We start from the raw sequence: 17,563 nt of genomic DNA, 5'->3' as shown, positions 1-17,563 counted from the left end.
TTTTTTTTTACATTCAATACGTTTTGATGTAATATTACAAAAATTTTTAATAATTAATTTTATAATTTTAACTGAATGATAATTTAAATATAGCTAACTTCAATTTTCCTGCTGTGTCATTTTTTAAAAAATTGTACCTTTCATAACCCACATACAAATGGATAAATGAAATAAATATAAGAAAAGACAAAAGACATGTGTAAAAAAGCGAATAAAAATGCGCATGAAATCAAATTTGCAGAAACTTGATTCCATACGCATTTAGTTTAAATATAAACAGCTTTATGAAAAATTTGTTGCTTGTTCAATTTATGTTCTCTTTACTAATGAAAAATAAAATAGCATTCGATTATTTCGTCACCAATTCAAGATCAACCGGGATAAATTTATCTACGGATTCACCGTCCAATATTTTTTGAACGGTTTCTACACCCTTTTCACCAATTACATACGGTTTTTGTGCGACGGTTGCAAACATTTCTCCTGCTTCAACCTTGGCTACCGCATCATCCGTAGCATCAAAACCGACGACAATCACATCAGACAAACCTGCCGCGTTAATCGCTTCTAAAGCACCTAAAGCCATTTCGTCATTATGGGCAAATACGGCTTGGAAATCTGGTGTGCTTTGAATGATATTTTCCATAACCGTTAATCCTTCCGCCCGATTGAAATTCGCTGTTTGCCTTGCTACTACTTCAACACCATCTGCTGCTTTTATCGCCTCGTTAAAACCAGCACCCCGCTCTCTCGCTGCCGAAGAACCGGCAATACCTTCCAATTCTACAACTTTCCCAGTTCCGCCTAACTGTTCAACGATCAACTCACCGGCCATTTTTCCACCAGCTGCGTTGTCAGATGCTATATGAGCTACAACTTCTCCTCCGTCTGCACTCCTATCGATTGTAACAACTGGGATTCCTGCACTATTCGCTGACTCAATGGCTGCCACAACTGCTGCCGAATCTGTCGGGTTAATAAGTAAAATATCCACACCTTGTTGAATTAAATCTTCAATATCGCTCACTTGTTTTGCCGAATCATCTTGAGCATCAACCGTTGTAATATCCAAATCTAATTCCTTTGCCTTCGCTTCTGCACCATCACGTAGTGTGACGAAAAACGGATTGTTCAACGTGGAAATGGATAAACCGATTTTTTTCGTTGCATCCCCTGAGTCATTTCCTTCATCGTTCGCATTGTCCCCATCTTTCGGAGAATTCAATGAACATGCACTAAGCAATAAAACTACTAACAAACCTGCCAACAATTTGATTAGATTCTTTTTTTTCACCGTAAATTCCTCCTTTAATTGAATAATATATATTAAGCGGATTTTTTGCGGTCTAATAATACCGCTAATAAAATAACTCCGCCTTTTACCACTTGTTGATAAAAAGATGAAACGTTCAATAAATTCAATCCGTTATTTAGTACTCCGATGATTAGAGCACCGATCAGCGTTCCGACGATTTTCCCTCGGCCTCCTGATAAGCTTGTACCACCAAGAACGACAGCTGCGATTGCATCTAACTCATAGGATGCCCCTGCTGTTGGTTGAGCAGAATTTAAACGGGAAGTTAATATGATTCCCGCAAGCGCTGCCATTGCTCCGGAAATTACATACGCCCCACTTTTAATTTGATCTACTTTTAAGCCGGATAATCTGGAAGCTTCTTCATTTCCACCAATCGCATAAATGCCTCTCCCGAAAGTCGTTTGTTTTAAGACGATGTAGAGAATTACAAAAACAACGGTCATGATAATTACTGGAAATGGAATTCCAAGGAAATATCCTTTTCCAATCATTTGGAAAGAAAAGGCTTCACTTAATCCAGTAATCGGCCTTCCTTCTGTTAAAACGAGGGTTAAACCACGAAAGATCGTCATTGTGGCCAGCGTTGCGATAAATGGTGCAACCTTTCCTTTCGTAATAACAAAACCATTCAGTCCACCCATCAAAGCACCTAATAAAACACCGATAAGAACAGCCAATATTGGATCCATTCCTCCGACCATAAAACTTGCTGTTAATGCAGAAGAAAGTGCTAATATGGATCCAACGGACAAATCGATTCCCCCTGTCAAAATGACAAAGGTCATCCCGAAAGCAATCAATGCATTAATCGAAACTTGTCGAAACACATTTAATAAATTGTTTACGGTAAGAAAATTCGGCGTTAAAATGGTTAAAGTGAAAACAATAACTAGCAGTCCTAATAAAGGACCCATTTTTTGAATTAAATCTTTTGCTTTCATGAAATCAACCTCCAGTGGCAGCGACCATTATATTTTCTTGAGTCGCTTCTTTCCGATTCAAAATTGCAGTAATTTTCCCTTCATGAATAACCATAATCCGATCAGACATGCCGAGAATTTCCGGAAGTTCTGATGAAATCATAATAATCGAGACACCTTGTTCCGTCAGTTCATTCATAATATCGTATATTTCCTTTTTCGCCCCGACATCGACACCCCTTGTCGGTTCATCTAAAATTAATACTTTCGGTTCAATTCCGAGCCATTTCCCTACAACGACTTTCTGTTGATTTCCTCCACTTAAACTCTTCACAACCTGTTCTCGACCCGAAGTTTTTATTCGAAGTTTTTCAATCATCTCATCAGTAAACTTTTCTTCCTTCTTTTTCTTCATAAAGCCAATGGAAGACACCTTTTTAAAGTTCGGTAAAGTTAGGTTTTCTCTTACAGACAAATCTAATACGAGGCCTTCTCCTTTCCGATCCTCTGTCACAAAAGCAATCCCATGTTTGATAGACGTTTCCGGATTTTTTATTGGAATTTGTTTTCCGTCGAGATACAAAACACCCTTAGCACCTTTTTTCGCTCCGAATAAACCTTCCATAATTTCCGTACGTCCCGCTCCCATTAAACCTGCAACACCTAATATTTCTCCTTTTCGGACATCAAATTGAATACCTTTAATATGATCGCCTACATCGAGATTTTGGACTTTTAAACGAATTTCACCTGGTGTTGTCGTACGTTTCGGAAATCTTTCTCCTAACTCCCTACCGACCATTAACTTGACAATTTCTTCAAAATTTGTTTCTTGTATGTTTTTTGTATCGATCGATTGACCATCCCTCAATACGGTAATTCGATCACAAATGCGGAATATTTCCTCCATCCGATGGGAGATGTAGACAATGGCTACTCCCCTTCGTTTCAAATCTTCAATCACGGAAAATAATGACTCAATTTCCCGATCGGTAAGGGCAGCTGTCGGTTCATCCATAATGATGACCTCGCTTTTCTGTGTGACGGCTCTGGCGATTTCTACCATTTGCTGTTCACCGACGGAACAATCCATCATCAATCTTTTCGGATCGAGATGAATCCCTAAGTTTTTTAACGCTTCTTCCGTTTTTTCAATCATCTGCTTAGATTTGATAAGAGGCGTCCGTTTAATCGTTTCTTCTTTCCCAAGGAAAAAGTTTTCTGCGATTGATAAATACGGAATATTATTTAACTCCTGATGGATAATTGAAATCCCTGCCCGTTCGGCTTCCTTCGGATTTTTGAATTCTACTTCCTTGCCTTTATAAATAACGCTTCCCTCATCTTTTCGATATATACCGGTCAAAATTTTTATTAAGGTTGATTTCCCTGCCCCATTTTCGCCCATTAAGGCATGAACTTCACCGGGATATAAGTTAAAGGATACTCCTTTTAACACATGGACGTGGAAAAAAGATTTATGGATATTGTTCATTTCAACAATCGGTGTTATAGAGGAACTGGTCATTCCGAAAATCCCCCCAATCTAAATGAATTTTGTAGATGGTTGCCGGAACACGAAAAAACATATTCCGACTATACTCGATTTCTTTTAAAGGTGAACATTTGTTAAAATATGACGCCTGCATGTAAAATGATGTTTGCGTATGGTGTAGCCTCTCCAGTTCGAATAATGGCTGCGGCTTTTTTCGATTGCTCTTTCAAAACTTCATGGGTAATGAACTCAATTTCGGAAAATTGTTCAGTTAATTCTTTCAGTAACGGTTTGTTTTGTTCAGTGATTTCTGAAGCGAGGGTCACTTTTTCGATCACCATATCCTTCCGAACAATATTTAATACTTCCATAAAAGACGGTTTTCCCAATTCAAGGGAAAGATCAATTTTTTTTACACCTTGTGGAATTGGAAGTCCACAGTCAGCAATTATAATCGTGTCTGTATGGCCTAAATCCGCTAAAACTTTCGAGATTTCACTATTCAATACACCGGATTTTTTCAATGGTTTAACCTCCTTAGGTATGCATATCATTTGGTATCGCTTTCAATAAAACTACGTAGTTGTTCTTGTGTCGGCATCCCACCTTGGGCTCCCAATTTTGTTACCGATAAACTTGCAGCGTAAACCGCTAATTGACAAGCTTCCTTTTTGCTATACCCTTCCGTCAAAAAGTAGGCAAGGGCTCCATTAAATGTATCCCCTGCACCTGTCGTATCGACCACTTTCACAGTAGGTGCGGGTATATGAATTTCATTCCCTTCTTCGTAATAAAGAAGTCCGTTTTTCCCATTTGTAATAATCATCTTTTCTTTATATTGCTCTTGGAAATGATCATCGGCCATCATTGCCGCCGCTTCATGCTCATTTGGTGTTATATAAGTGATCCATTCCCACCATTTTTTCGGAATCGGTTGAAAAGGAGCAGGATTCAAAATGGTTGGAATGTGATGTTTGGCGGCGATTTGAAGTGCTTGATCCACCGTTTCCATCGGTATTTCCAATTGCAATAACAACATGTCACTTGATGCAATGGTTTCTTCAATCGATTCCAATTTTTGTGGGGTCAATTGAAAATTTGCTCCCGGGACGATTACAATCGAATTATCACCTTCAACGATAAAAATCGATGCTGTCCCTGTCGGAGAATCTGTAACCGGTTCCACATATTCGACAATAATTCCCTCCCTTTTTAAGTGGGACAGGTAATCTCTGCCGAAAGCATCTTCACCGACACAGCCAATCATTTGGACCTCTCCACCAAGCCTCGATGCTGCGATTGCTTGATTCGCCCCTTTTCCTCCATATTTTGTTTGAAAAGTATTCCCTAACAATGTTTCTCCGAGTTTAGGAAAGCGGTCTACAGTGGTAACTAAATCCATGTTCAAACTTCCAATAACAGTAATCATGGACGTCCCTCCCTATATTGGTATAAAATTTTATGTTGAATCCCTTTCAATCAGTTCCGCTTGATATACGTAATGGCGAAGAACTTTTTCATTTCCGTTTATATAATTGAGCAATAATTCACTACTTTTTTTCCCAAGTTGAACGATCGGCTGTTTCAATGTTGACAATTCAGGAGTAATCACCGTTCCTAATTCAATTCCATCAAATCCAATGATTTTCAATTGATCCGGTATATGAATCCCTAATTTCGTTATTGCTTTGATCGCACCTACAGCCATTACATCATTCCCTGCAAAAATACCGTCGATTTCACGATTTTCTGTCAGTAATTTCATCGTTTCAACCATCGATGTGTTTAGTTCATAATTTCCAGCATAAACGAAAGTCTCCATCCCTTGACTATTCATTTCATCCATATAACCACGAAGCCGCTCCTCAGCAGTAAATACATTTTTCGGACCACGTAGATGGGCGATTTTCTTGCATCCTTTCCCGATTAATAGACGAACAGCCTTTCGAGCCCCTTCGTAGTTATCGACGGATACAGATGGAATTTCTTGGCTAATCACCCGGTCAAGGGCGACGATTGGAATGGATAGGTCTTTTAAATGTTCATATTTAATCGTATTTGATACGATAATAATGCCATCCACATATTTCGTAACCATTAAATCGATAATATGTTGTTCCCGTTTTAATACTTCATCACTATTAAATAGCAAAACCGTATACCCTGCTTCATACATCGTCTCTTCCACTGCTCGAACCAACTGAGGAAAAAAAGGGTTCGTAATATCTGGTATAATCAAACCAATGGATTTCGATGTCTTTTTATATAAGCTTCTTGCCACCGCATTCGGTTTATAATTTAATTGGCGGATAGCTTGTTCAACCTTTTTTCGGGTATCTTCATGGACATATCCTTGATTGTTTAACACACGGGAAACCGTAGCGACAGAAACCCCTGCTAATTTTGCCACATCACGAATTGTTGCCATAAATTCCCCAACCATTTCTTTTTATTTTGTGTAACCGGTTACATATCCGATATAGAAAACAAAATTGGATGATAAATTGGATGAGTAATGTGTAACCGTTTACACATTCATATTAAAACATCTTCTTTTTATTGTCAATCATTTTTAATCAAAAAAAAAGATTCATCACCACATTTTGTGATTTAACCTAAAAAATAAGGAAAACACTCACGAATTCCTGGCAATAATGTTAGCGTGACTTAACATAAGAGGAGGTTCGAAAGTGTTTTCCGTATCACTAGATTTGCCAGAATTTGAAGTTGTTAAACAAGTGTTTCTTGAAGATTGCAATTTGTTACATGTCGAGAAAAATACTACAGAAGAACGCTGTTCATACTGCGGTTTTTTTACTAGTCATGTTCATGACTGGCGGACAAGAAAGGTTCGTGACTTGTCCGTATTAGGTAAGCCCCTTTTCTTATTTGTCAAAGTGTATAGATACCGTTGTCACAACTGTAATGAGGTATTTTCACAAACATTTGAATCTATCAGTCCTAATAAGCATCAGACCAATCGGTACAGAGAATATCTGTACGAAATGTGTATTGGCTCTACTATCCAAGAAGTGAGTAGAAAAGAAAAAATACCTTATACAACCGTTGAAAGAATATTTTATTCCGTTGCTAAACAAAAAGAGAAGGAGCATTTAGAAACTCTTGAAAGTGTTTTAGAAAACCATGAATGAATCCTTAGCCTTGATGAGATCGCTGTCCGAAAGGGTCACCGATATGAAACAGTTCTTATGGATACCCAATCGGGAAGTGTGCTTGGTATGGAACATCAACGGAGTTATCATTTAACTCAGATCTTACTTGCTAAGAAGATTCTGTCTAATAAATGTGTTCATACCGTTGTTATGGATATGTGGGATCCCTTCCATAAAGCTGTTAAATCGATATTCCCAGAAGCCTGTATCGTCATTGATAAATACCATGTGGTGCAAAAGGTGACACATGCACTTGACCAAGTTAGAAAGAAAACTCCTGGACTAAAAAAGGGACGGTTTAAACTCTTGAAAGGTTCTGAAAAGTTAACGGCGAATGAAAAACAACAATTAGACGAGATGCTCAAAGAGCATTCAGAATTGTCATATGCCTATTTTCTAAAAGAACTCTTTAGAGAAATATACCAAGTGAATGACTATGATACAGCTGATTCACTCTTAGAAGAATGGATTCAACTCGCATGGAGCAGCCCATTTCCTTCATTTCATCAAGTTGCTAAGACGATAGAAAATTGGAAGGCACAAATTTTACAATATTTTCTTACACCTTTTACGAATGGCCGGATTGAAGGTACAAACCATAAGATTAAGAACGTCAAAAGACGTGCTTTTGGCTTCAGAAACCTTGAAAGATTTCGGCTACGTGTGTTTTTGGAATGTACAGGTAAAACTTATAAAAATCAGGTTGCTTAACCATGCCCTTCATCAGCTTTCCGCATTGTAGTCGGTAGAATGGAAGCCGTCAAGGAAAGCACTTGACCGCTTCCATTCTACCCACTTAGTGGTCTGCAAGCTGACGAAGGAGCTACTCTAGATTGAGTATCAATCTCGCTAACTTATTTCCGGAATTGTGTGAACATCACAGAATATGGTGAAGAGACAAAAAAAAGAACATTTCATAATGTCCAGTTTATTTTCCATCATTATCATTAAATTCGAATAAATTAGAATATGATTCTTCTCAGGAAAAAAACAAAGGTATACAAGTTCCTTTTTGTTCTATATCCAGTCACCTATCCATCTATTATTAAGGAGCGACTTTATAAAATAAGGGATACCATTCCATATTTTTAAAAATTTAAAAAGACATACCTAATTCATTAACCTAAAATTACATTCTCCACAAGAATCGTGAAAAAATAAATGATTAACATACCAAAACCAAGGGGAATTCCAAACCTTGCCCATTCTCGACTTGTAATATATAATTTCCCAGCAGAAATAATATTAGGTATATTCCCCGGTAATAACATGCCTCCACTGACAAGCAAACCTAAAAGAACCGCTTTAATCGATTCTATTTCCATTGAAGGACTAATTTCTGCTGCGGCTAAAGTCGCGTTATCCAACACTGCAGAAATAATATTGATCCAATATAGAATATACGGACTAAGATGAATTAGATAGGCTTCGATTAGTGGTTCAAATCCTGTACCAAGAAATGTCAATCCCATCACAAAAAAGTAGATTTTTATAGCCCTTCCTAATATATCTTCCAACCTCTCTTTGTCCTCATTCCTTCTCACTTTGATGATTTTGGCAGGTTTAATAATAATGGCTGCATAAATAGATAGAAAAATAATCCCAGGGACCACATAAAGTGCAATTAATCGAAATAAGAGAAAAAAATCCCCTTGCAACTTACTGATTGTAATAGTAGATAGAGGTTCACCTATTGGGGTTAAAGCTGCACCTAATCCAATAGAAAAACAACCAATTACAGCAAAACGAACCATTTCCTTTCGATCTAAAGGTAATGAATCGATAATTAAAACGAGAATCAAGGCGGCAATGATCGCTGTAATGATACTAGATAGTAATCCTAATAAAACAATTGTTACAGCAATAAATATTGAAAAAGAAAGTTTGTTTAGCATCATATGGATTGCCGCTTCAATTTGATCCTTAAATACTTTAAAAAACAGTCCTGCAATCACCACAGCTATAGTAATTTTAATTGGATCCTTTAACGCTTGAAGTAATAACGGGCGACTAAATGTTCCGCTAATTAAAGTCGCAGTGACTCCCATAATAAAAATAAATATCTCTAAATTTCTTTCGACTGTTTTTACCGTAAACGGTAGAAAAAAAACAAGCAATAATAGTATTATTAATCCAGTCATAATCGTAATCCTTCCTTATATTTGTTTAACATTACCTAACGTTTGTCCAATCCATGCTTTACATTTATATGCTTCTATCTTTAAAATATCCCAATCTTAAAAATTAGAAAAAGAGAGCTGCTCCCTTGCAAACTCCCTTTCCCCATTCAAACATTTTACAATCTATCATTAAAAACTGCTTTTCCTTTTTACAAATTCTGTCGCAATCAATGTTTTTTTTGCAATTTTTCTTCCTGTTATTCTTTCCATTATTAAATCCACTGCCGTTTCTCCCATCAACTCGGTATGCACCTTTAGCGTCGTCAAGGGGGGAAACACATATTTTGATACACTAATATCATTGATTCCAATAATATTGACCCGGTCTGGGACAGAAATACCCGCTTCCAATAATGCTCGTAAACACCCGATGGCAATTAAGTCACTCCCTGCAAAAAATGCTGTTGGGAGATCATCCCCATGGTCTTCAATGGCTTTTTTCATTAACCGATAACCATCATTTACCGAAAAATTCCCCATATATACATAAGACTCTTTAAATAACCCCTTTTCCTTTAAATATCGACGAAAAGTTGTTTCCCTTAAATCTGTTATGGCAGATGTTCCATCCCTAAATGTTTCTCTACCACCGATATAGCCTATTTTTTGATGACCTTGCTCAATTAAATAATTGATAATTTGTATCGTTGCCCTCTCGAAATCGACCACGACCGAATCGTACCTTTGATCATCCGGACTGAAATCAACGAATACGATATTTTCCGTGATCATCTCCAATTGACGGACTTGATATGTACTAAATTTTCCTACCGCAATAATCCCTTGGATATCACCCGGAATGTTTACATTTTCAATTTCATCGTACACATATTTTTGCAATTTCACCCCCAATGTTTCACAACGATTTTCTATTCCATAACGAATAGATAAATAATATAAATCTTCTAGTTCTTCTTTTTCCGTATACCAACTAATCACCGCGATTTTTGACACTGTTCCACTATTTCGATTTGAACGTTTTTTATAAGAGAGTTGTTCTGCAGCTTCCAATACTTTTTTTCTCGTTTCATCTGTCACAGAAAGGGTTGGATCATAGTTTAACACTCGAGATACAGTTGCAATTGATACCCCAGCTCGTTTTGCAATGTCCTTAATGGTGGCCAAATAACCTCCCCCTTTTCTAATTAAGCCTATCAATCACATTTAGGCAAATTGCAACGAATGAATACAAAAATTTTTCAACATACCTATTCAACACCGAAAGTGTATGTTGTCTCAGCCATGTAACGTTGATTGGGCTCTAAAATGATCGAAGGGAAATGTGGGTGATGAATTGCATCAGGAAAACCTTGAGTTTCTAGACAGAGACCTAAATATTTTCTAACAGGTACCCCCTCTTTAATCGCATAATCTTCCTTCAAAGAATTACCTGAATACAAAATGACTGATGGTTGATTTGTTTCAATCACCAATTTTCTTCCATTTGTCCCCTCTTTCAATATAATGGCTTCTTTCTTTTCTGATAAAATAAAGGGATGGTCATATCCGTTTCCAACGATTGTATTTTGAGGATGGGGTGATAAGATACCGTCACGAATTTTTCGACCATGACGAAAATCAAAAACCGTTCCCTCTACATCCATTATTTTCCCAGTCGGTAAAAGATCCTCATCTAATTCAAGGAATCGATCACTTTTCATCGTTAGCTGGTGGTTTAAAATATCCGTTTTTCCATTCCCTGATAAATTAAAATACGTATGATTCGTCATATTTAATAATGTTGTTTCGTCTGTCGTACCATTAATTCGCACTTTCCATCTGTTGTCGTTCGTCAAAGTGTACGTCACTTGAATATGAACATTACCAGGATATCCACCCTCACCATCTTTACTTGTATACGTAAACTCTACGCCAACCTCCTGATCCGTTTGAAAAGTGCTAGCGTTCCAAATTTTTTCATGAAACCCATCCGTACCTCCGTGCAAATGATGTTTCCCTTCATTAGCAGATAATAAATATTTTTTCTTATTCAACTCGAATTCGGAATTTTTAATTCTGCCTGCTACCCTTCCGATGATGGCACCAAAATACGTTTGATATCGAATATAGTCGTCTACATTATTAAAGGAAAGGACAACGTTTTCAAACTTCCCCTCTCGATCTGGTACGAGAATATCTGTTACGATGCAACCGAGGTTTAAACAAGACAGTTTCATCCCATTATCATTTTCTAGGGAATACTTATAGATCGTCTCTCCGTTAAACGTTCCAAATTTATCTCTCGTTGTTTTCATACCTTTTCCTTTTTAACATGGTAACTTTTCCATTAATTTCATTTTTCTACCTTTGAATTGAACAATATAGGTAAACTGTGTCATTTACTAAAATTTTATGTGTAAAATATTCAATTCAATTCGTTAAGCCCTCCATCCATCAAAGCAAAATGTTCAATCATTGAAATCCTTTTTTGAAAAAAAAGATATAGCAGGTGTCAAAAAAAAGAGGGCAAATAAATTTATTTGGTTATTAGAAATCTATCCGTTCCTACCTATAAAAGTTACTTATTCAAAAAGGAGATAAATTTTTGAAAGGCTTTCTGACCCTTTTCGTTCCTTTTAAACACTCCTGCATCAGATAATACCTTTAAAAATTTCATTCCAATTTCATTTTGAATGATTTTATGAATTTCATTTTTATGAAAGGTTCCATATTTATTTTTGATTTCCATAGCCCAGGGTAGATGATAATCTGCAATTTCATTTGGTTCGTTTCGTAAATATTTTTCCACTTCCTGCACCTCATCCTTTAAACGAGCAGGTAGAACTGCAAGACCCATCACTTCAATTAAACCAATATTTTCCTTTTTTATATGATGAACATCTTCATGAGGATGGAAAATACCGAGTGGATGTTTTTCGTCCGTACGATTATTTCGTAAGACGAGATCAACTTCAAAATCCCTACCTTTTCTTCGGGCAATCGGTGTAATTGTATTGTGAGGTGTATTATTTGAATAAGCCATAATTCCTATTTCAGGGTCACTATATTCCTTCCACCTATTCAAAATAAAATCTGAAGCTTCAACAAGCTCATCCTTGTCCTGGGATTGTAAGCGAATAACGGACATGGGCCATTTTACAGTTGATGCTGAAATATTAGGGAATTGTTTCAATTTAAAGTTGTAATCCGATTTGGCACTTGCCATCGGAAATTCATAGCGTCCTCCTTGATAATGGTCATGAGATAAAATAGAGCCTCCAACGATTGGGAGATCAGCATTTGACCCCATAAAATAATGGGGGAATTGCTCGACAAATCTCAACAATCTTTCAAACGTTTCCCGGGAAATTTTCATTTTTCGATGTTCTTCAGAAAGTAATATACAGTGTTCATTATAATAAACATATGGAGAATATTGAAAATACCAAGTTTCTTCCCCCATCGGAATTCGAATCGTCCGATGATTCGACCTTGCCGGGTGACCAATTCGCCCTGCATATCCCTCATTTTCAATGCAAAGAAGACATCGCGGATATTCCTTTTCCTTTGGGACAGATCGTTCCAAAGCAATTTGCCTAGGATCTTTTTCAGGTTTTGAAAGGTTAATCGTGATATCTAGAGCTCCGTACTCTGTCGGTACTTGAAAAAAAATATTTCGTTTAATTCGTTTCATTTGGATATAATTACTTAATTTACTAAAATGATAAAATTCGTCAGTCGCCTTTTTAGGGGATTGTCGATAATCTTGCCAAAATTTCTCATTCACTTCAGAAGGCCTTGAAAGGAAACAGTCAATCAATTTTGCGGAAAATATTTCTTTTTCATCGAAATAATCATCAATCAATTTTTCCCTAGTGGCATATTCTACGATGCTTTCGACCAATTCAACAATTATCAAATCCTCATCTACTTTACTACCGTTCAATGTTGAAAATGGTTCTGTTTTTTCTTCAATAGAAAAAGTGTCTAATTTTAATAAGGAAAGAATTCGATTCCTAATATAAATTTCATCCTCCTGTTTAATCATCCTCAGGCGGTTTCCTTCATCGATCAGTTGCTGAATAAGTTGATTTATAGTCATTGTTACACCTCATCTTTCATATCCATCAGGTCTCGATAAGTGCCAATTCCAAGCATCTTTTATAATTCGTTCGATGTTTGTTTTTTGTGGACTCCAACCCAATACCCGTTTTGCTTTCTCAGAAGATGCAATAAGTATGCTTGGGTCTCCGGGGCGTCGATTCCCAATTTTTGAAGGGATCTCTCTTTTCGTTACCTTTCTAGCAGTGTCAATAATTTCTTTCACAGAAAAACCTTGACTACTCCCTAAATTAAACACATCACTTTTGCCACCTTGCTGTAAATAGTTCAATGCTAAAATATGAGCATCAATTAAATCTTCAACATGGATATAATCTCGAATACACGTACCGTCCTTTGTTGGATAATCTTCTCCAAACACCGTAATAGAATCACGCTTACCGAGAGCCGTTTGTAATACAATTGGGATTAAATGGGTTTCCGGGTTGTGATCCTCTCCAATTTCTCCGGAAGTTCTTGCACCTGCCACATTAAAATAACGAAGGCTTACATAATGTAAATCAGAGGCTTGGGCACACCATTTCATCATTTTTTCCATTGCTAATTTCGTTTCCCCGTAAGTATTGGTCGGATTCGTTGGCATATCTTCCGTAATCGGTACCTGTTCAGGTTCACCATAAGTTGCGGCAGTGGAAGAAAAGACGATATTTTGAACACCAAACTCCAACATCATCTCAAGCAATACTTGCGTCCCATAAACGTTGTTATCGTAATATTTTAACGGTTTTTCCATCGACTCGCCGACTAGAGAATTGGCAGCAAAATGCATCACTCCATCGATCTTTTCATTAGAAAAAACATGTTTCATAAAATTCCGATCGCGTATATCCCCTTCGTAAAATTTCGCTTTGGAATGGATTGCATCCCTATGCCCTGTTTGTAAATTATCAACCACACAAACTTCGTATCCCTGATCAATTAATTGATATACGGCGTGCGAACCGATATACCCTGCTCCCCCAAGTACTAAAATGTTCATCGAATCACCCTTCCTTATTCATCCTAATATTTTTGCTAATATCGTGATATGCATCTACGATTATTAAACGCTCAGAAGTTAACATTTTATGTCATCTTCTACTATTTCTTTAGCACCATCACCGATTGCTACAGAATAGAACGTTGCATCATAACCAATTTTCTTTCTGTAAATTTTTCCGATATTTTCTATAATTTTTTCGATTTTACTCTTCTCTACTAGTGCAATAGCACAACCGCCAAATCCTGCTCCCGTCATTCTTGCTCCAAGGACACCTTCTTGCTGCCAAGCCGCCTCAACAATCGTATCTAATTCTTTTCCTGTTACTTCATAATCATCCCTTAGTGAACGATGGGATTCGTTCATCAATTGGCCGAAACTTTTCAAATCGTTGTTATTTAATGCTTCCTTTGCTCGAATCGTTCGCTCATTTTCCGAGATTGCATGCCTAGCTCGTTTTCGAATCTTATCATCACTTAAATAAATTTGTAATTTTTCAAATTCTTCGTTCTTCAACTCACCTAGAGATTGAATTTCTACATATTTTTGAAGTTCCTTTAACGCCCGTTCGCATTCGTTTCTTCTTTCATTATATTTTGAATCTGCTAATTCTCTCCGTTTATTCGTATTCATAATTAATATTTCATAGTTTTCTAATGTAATGGGAACATATTCATAGACGAGGGTATCACAATCTAATAAAATTCCGTGGTCTCTTTTCCCCATCCCGACAGCAAATTGGTCCATAATGCCACTATTGACACCGATGAATTCGTTTTCAACTCTTTGTCCTATTTTCACCAATTCTACCCGATCGATGCTAAGACCAAATAATTTCTCTAACATCACACCCGTTACCATTTCAATTGATGCAGATGAAGATAATCCGGCACCATTTGGAATGTTCCCGTAAAAAAACACATCCATGCCGAATTCAATGGAATATCCTGCATTTTTTAGAAAACGAATCATCCCTTTCGGATAATTAGCCCAACGATGTTCATTATTATATTCTAAATCATCCAAAGAGAAAGTGATTACCTCTTCTCCAGGAAAATTTTCAGAGTACATTCGAATCGTTCGGTCTTCCCTTTTTCTTGCCAACGCATATGTACCGAACGTAATGGCACATGGAAACACGTATCCTCCGTTATAGTCCGTATGTTCACCAATTAAATTAATTCGTCCAGGTGCAAAAAAGAATCGAGGATTGTCACTGATGGAAAAAATTTTATGAAATAATGGAATTAACTTTTTTACATCCATAGTAAAATTCCTCCAGGTTTATTCTCTATTTATAGACTAAAACAACATTAAGTATTTTTCAATATTTTTTACTAAAATTTTAACTAAAACAAAACTGATCTTCATTTTTTTGAATAATATAATTTCATATCACTATTTATGAACTAGAGAGATAACCGTTCATATTAACAAATAAAAAAGCCTTTATACCGCATGCATTGGGTATAAAGGCTAACAAAATAAATATATTTTTCACTACCTATCCTTTTACAGAACCAGCTAGTAAACCCCGGACGAAATATTTACCTAATAATATATAAACAAATAAGGTGGGCATCGCTGCCATCAAGGCTCCTGCCATTTGCACATTCCATTGAACAATTTGGCTACCTGAAAGATTTTGAAGGGCAACCATAATCGGTTGTTTATCCGATTGGGTAATGGTCACCGCAAATAAAAACTCATTCCAAATATTTGTAAACTGCCATATTCCGACGACGACAAATCCTGAAATAGATAAAGGCAAAATAATATGACGAAAAATGCCTAAAAAGTTTGCACCATCAATTTTTGCTGATTCAATCATCTCATCGGGAATATTTGCATAAAAATTACGAAACATGAGGGTGGTAATTGGCAAACCGTATACGACATGGACAAAGATGAGTCCGGCAATTGAATTATACAAACCGATTTCTCGTAAAAATTGAATTAATGGAATTAAAATACTTTGATAGGGAATAAACATTCCAAATAAAATAAATGTAAACAAAAATTCCGAGCCTTTAAATTTCCACTTTGACAACACGTATCCATTCATAGCACCCAATAGTGCGGAAAAAAGGGTGGCAGGAACGACTAAATAAATTGAATTCATAAAATTAGGTGCTAATTTTCCAAAAGCTTCCGAGTAACTACTCAAATCGATTGTAGAAGGCAACGACCACATTTCTGTAAGCGAAACTTCATCCAATGGTTTTATACTAGTAATGACCATCACGTATACCGGAATAAGAAAAAATATACTTAACAACATTAAAATCAAATAAACAAGGGGTTTTTGTAATTTTCTTATCTCCATTATGAATTCCCCCTTCGATTACTCCATAAATACGGAACGATAAAAATTGCGACAGACAAAAGCATAATGATGGCAATCGCGGCTCCATTGGCATAATAATTACCTCTGAAAGTCGTTTCAAACATGTACACACCAGGAACATCTGTTACGAAATTCGCACCAGGACCTGTCATTGCATAAACTAAGTCAAAAATTTTCAATGAAATATGGGCCATCATAATGACGACACTCATTGTAATAGGTTTTAAAAGAGGAATAATTACTTTCCAATAAAGTTGAAATTCATTACAACCGTCCATTTTGGCAGCTTCCCGAATTTCATCAGGAATTCCCCTTAAGCCTGCTAAATACATTGCGAGGCTAAAACCGGTCATTTGCCAAACGGCTGCAATAACTACGGCAAGAATAGCAACGGGCAAACCAAATTCGATTTTCCCCCATTGAAATCCAGCTAAAATCGTCGTATCGGTATACCATTTTGGCTCCACACCGAATTTTTTTAAAAACAAATTGATTCCCGTTGATGGATTAAGCAGCCATTGCCAAACAACTCCAGTTACAACAAAGGAAAGAGCCATTGGAAAGAAAAAAATATTTCGAAAAATGGACTCACCTCGAACCATTTTTTGGTCTAATAAAATACCTAAACCGAGTCCAAGTATAATAACTAATCCAATAAATAATACCGTAAATGCAATCGTATTACGTAAATCGGCTTGAAAACGGAAATCACTAAACAAAAAGAGATAATTTTTTAATCCAGCAAAAGTAAAATCAGGGATAATCGTATTCCAATTACTTAAAGATACATAACCCGTCCAACCGATAAAGCCATATACGAAAATGGTTAAAATGATAATAGAAGGCGATAAAAATAAGATGGCCATCCACTGATCTTTCGTTATTTTTCTCCTTTTTTTCACTTCAACTCGTGTTTTATTTCCGATGTTCAAACTTTTTCCGGGTTCCATCATCACCCCTCCTCATCAAACCATCGGTAAAATTTTAGAATATTATGTTTTTTATTTAAATCTAAGAAAAGGGGGAATTGCTCCCCCACTAAATTTTACTTTTAATCTATTGTTTTCTTAAATCATATATTTAGAACCT

14 protein-coding genes and 1 pseudogene are annotated in these 17,563 nt (G+C 36.5%); 1 reads left to right on the top strand and 14 read right to left on the bottom strand.

Going from position 1 to position 17,563, the window contains the following annotated elements; genetic code table 11:
* Positions 1 to 349 precede the first annotated feature (349 nt).
* The 6 genes from rbsB to OE105_RS13630 form a co-directional block, all read right to left on the bottom strand.
* Positions 350 to 1,294 carry a ribose ABC transporter substrate-binding protein RbsB gene (gene rbsB / locus OE105_RS13655; protein ID WP_275420679.1) on the bottom strand — a complete coding sequence of 315 codons (945 nt, stop codon included), beginning with the start codon at positions 1,292 to 1,294 and terminating at the stop codon, positions 350 to 352.
* A 32-nt stretch (positions 1,295 to 1,326) separates the two neighbouring features.
* Positions 1,327 to 2,259 (bottom strand): ABC transporter permease, encoded by a 933-nt coding sequence (locus tag OE105_RS13650; RefSeq protein WP_275420678.1) that lies wholly within the window; start codon positions 2,257 to 2,259, stop codon positions 1,327 to 1,329.
* A 4-nt stretch (positions 2,260 to 2,263) separates the two neighbouring features.
* Complete coding sequence (locus tag OE105_RS13645) at positions 2,264 to 3,766, bottom strand: sugar ABC transporter ATP-binding protein (protein ID WP_275420677.1); 1,503 nt, start codon at positions 3,764 to 3,766, stop codon at positions 2,264 to 2,266.
* Between the two features lie 101 nt (positions 3,767 to 3,867).
* Positions 3,868 to 4,257 (bottom strand): D-ribose pyranase, encoded by a 390-nt coding sequence (rbsD, locus tag OE105_RS13640; RefSeq protein WP_275420676.1) that lies wholly within the window; start codon positions 4,255 to 4,257, stop codon positions 3,868 to 3,870.
* A 26-nt stretch (positions 4,258 to 4,283) separates the two neighbouring features.
* Positions 4,284 to 5,162, bottom strand: coding sequence for a ribokinase (gene rbsK / locus OE105_RS13635; RefSeq protein WP_275420675.1), 879 nt, complete (start codon positions 5,160 to 5,162; stop codon positions 4,284 to 4,286).
* A gap of 30 nt (positions 5,163 to 5,192) precedes the next feature.
* A complete protein-coding gene (locus OE105_RS13630) occupies positions 5,193 to 6,161 on the bottom strand; it encodes a LacI family DNA-binding transcriptional regulator (RefSeq protein ID WP_275420674.1) in 969 nt (322 codons plus the stop codon).
* A 262-nt stretch (positions 6,162 to 6,423) separates the two neighbouring features.
* On the opposite strand from OE105_RS13630, the pseudogene OE105_RS13975 reads away from it, so the two are divergent.
* Positions 6,424 to 7,617, top strand: a pseudogene (locus tag OE105_RS13975) (ISL3 family transposase).
* Between the two features lie 407 nt (positions 7,618 to 8,024).
* On the opposite strand, the gene OE105_RS13615 reads toward OE105_RS13975, so the two are convergent.
* The 8 genes from OE105_RS13615 to OE105_RS13580 form a co-directional block, all read right to left on the bottom strand.
* Complete coding sequence (locus OE105_RS13615) at positions 8,025 to 9,050, bottom strand: DUF1646 family protein (protein ID WP_275422209.1); 1,026 nt, start codon at positions 9,048 to 9,050, stop codon at positions 8,025 to 8,027.
* A 165-nt stretch (positions 9,051 to 9,215) separates the two neighbouring features.
* Positions 9,216 to 10,211, bottom strand: coding sequence for a LacI family DNA-binding transcriptional regulator (locus OE105_RS13610; protein WP_275420672.1), 996 nt, complete (start codon positions 10,209 to 10,211; stop codon positions 9,216 to 9,218).
* 83 nt (positions 10,212 to 10,294) lie between these two features.
* A complete protein-coding gene (locus OE105_RS13605) occupies positions 10,295 to 11,341 on the bottom strand; it encodes an aldose epimerase family protein (RefSeq protein WP_275420671.1) in 1,047 nt (348 codons plus the stop codon).
* Positions 11,342 to 11,604: 263 nt separating this feature from the next.
* Complete coding sequence (galT, locus tag OE105_RS13600) at positions 11,605 to 13,128, bottom strand: UDP-glucose--hexose-1-phosphate uridylyltransferase (protein ID WP_275420670.1); 1,524 nt, start codon at positions 13,126 to 13,128, stop codon at positions 11,605 to 11,607.
* A 9-nt stretch (positions 13,129 to 13,137) separates the two neighbouring features.
* Entirely contained in the window at positions 13,138 to 14,127 is a 990-nt protein-coding gene (gene galE / locus OE105_RS13595) for a UDP-glucose 4-epimerase GalE (RefSeq protein ID WP_275420669.1), read from the bottom strand.
* A gap of 78 nt (positions 14,128 to 14,205) precedes the next feature.
* Entirely contained in the window at positions 14,206 to 15,393 is a 1,188-nt protein-coding gene (locus OE105_RS13590; protein ID WP_275420668.1) for a galactokinase, read from the bottom strand.
* A 238-nt stretch (positions 15,394 to 15,631) separates the two neighbouring features.
* Positions 15,632 to 16,453, bottom strand: a complete 822-nt coding sequence (locus OE105_RS13585) for a carbohydrate ABC transporter permease (RefSeq protein WP_275420667.1) — start codon at positions 16,451 to 16,453, stop codon at positions 15,632 to 15,634.
* Positions 16,453 to 17,424, bottom strand: coding sequence for a carbohydrate ABC transporter permease (locus OE105_RS13580; protein ID WP_275420666.1), 972 nt, complete (start codon positions 17,422 to 17,424; stop codon positions 16,453 to 16,455). The genes OE105_RS13585 and OE105_RS13580 overlap by 1 nt, the downstream gene beginning before the upstream one ends.
* Between the last annotated feature and the right edge of the window lie 139 nt (positions 17,425 to 17,563).

It is taken from the genome of Fervidibacillus halotolerans, assembly GCF_026547205.1.
Classification (GTDB): Bacteria; Bacillota; Bacilli; order Bacillales; family Caldibacillaceae; genus Fervidibacillus; species Fervidibacillus halotolerans.
The sequence above is the reverse complement of the archived record's forward strand: the minus strand, read 5'-3'. Positions and strand labels throughout refer to the sequence as shown.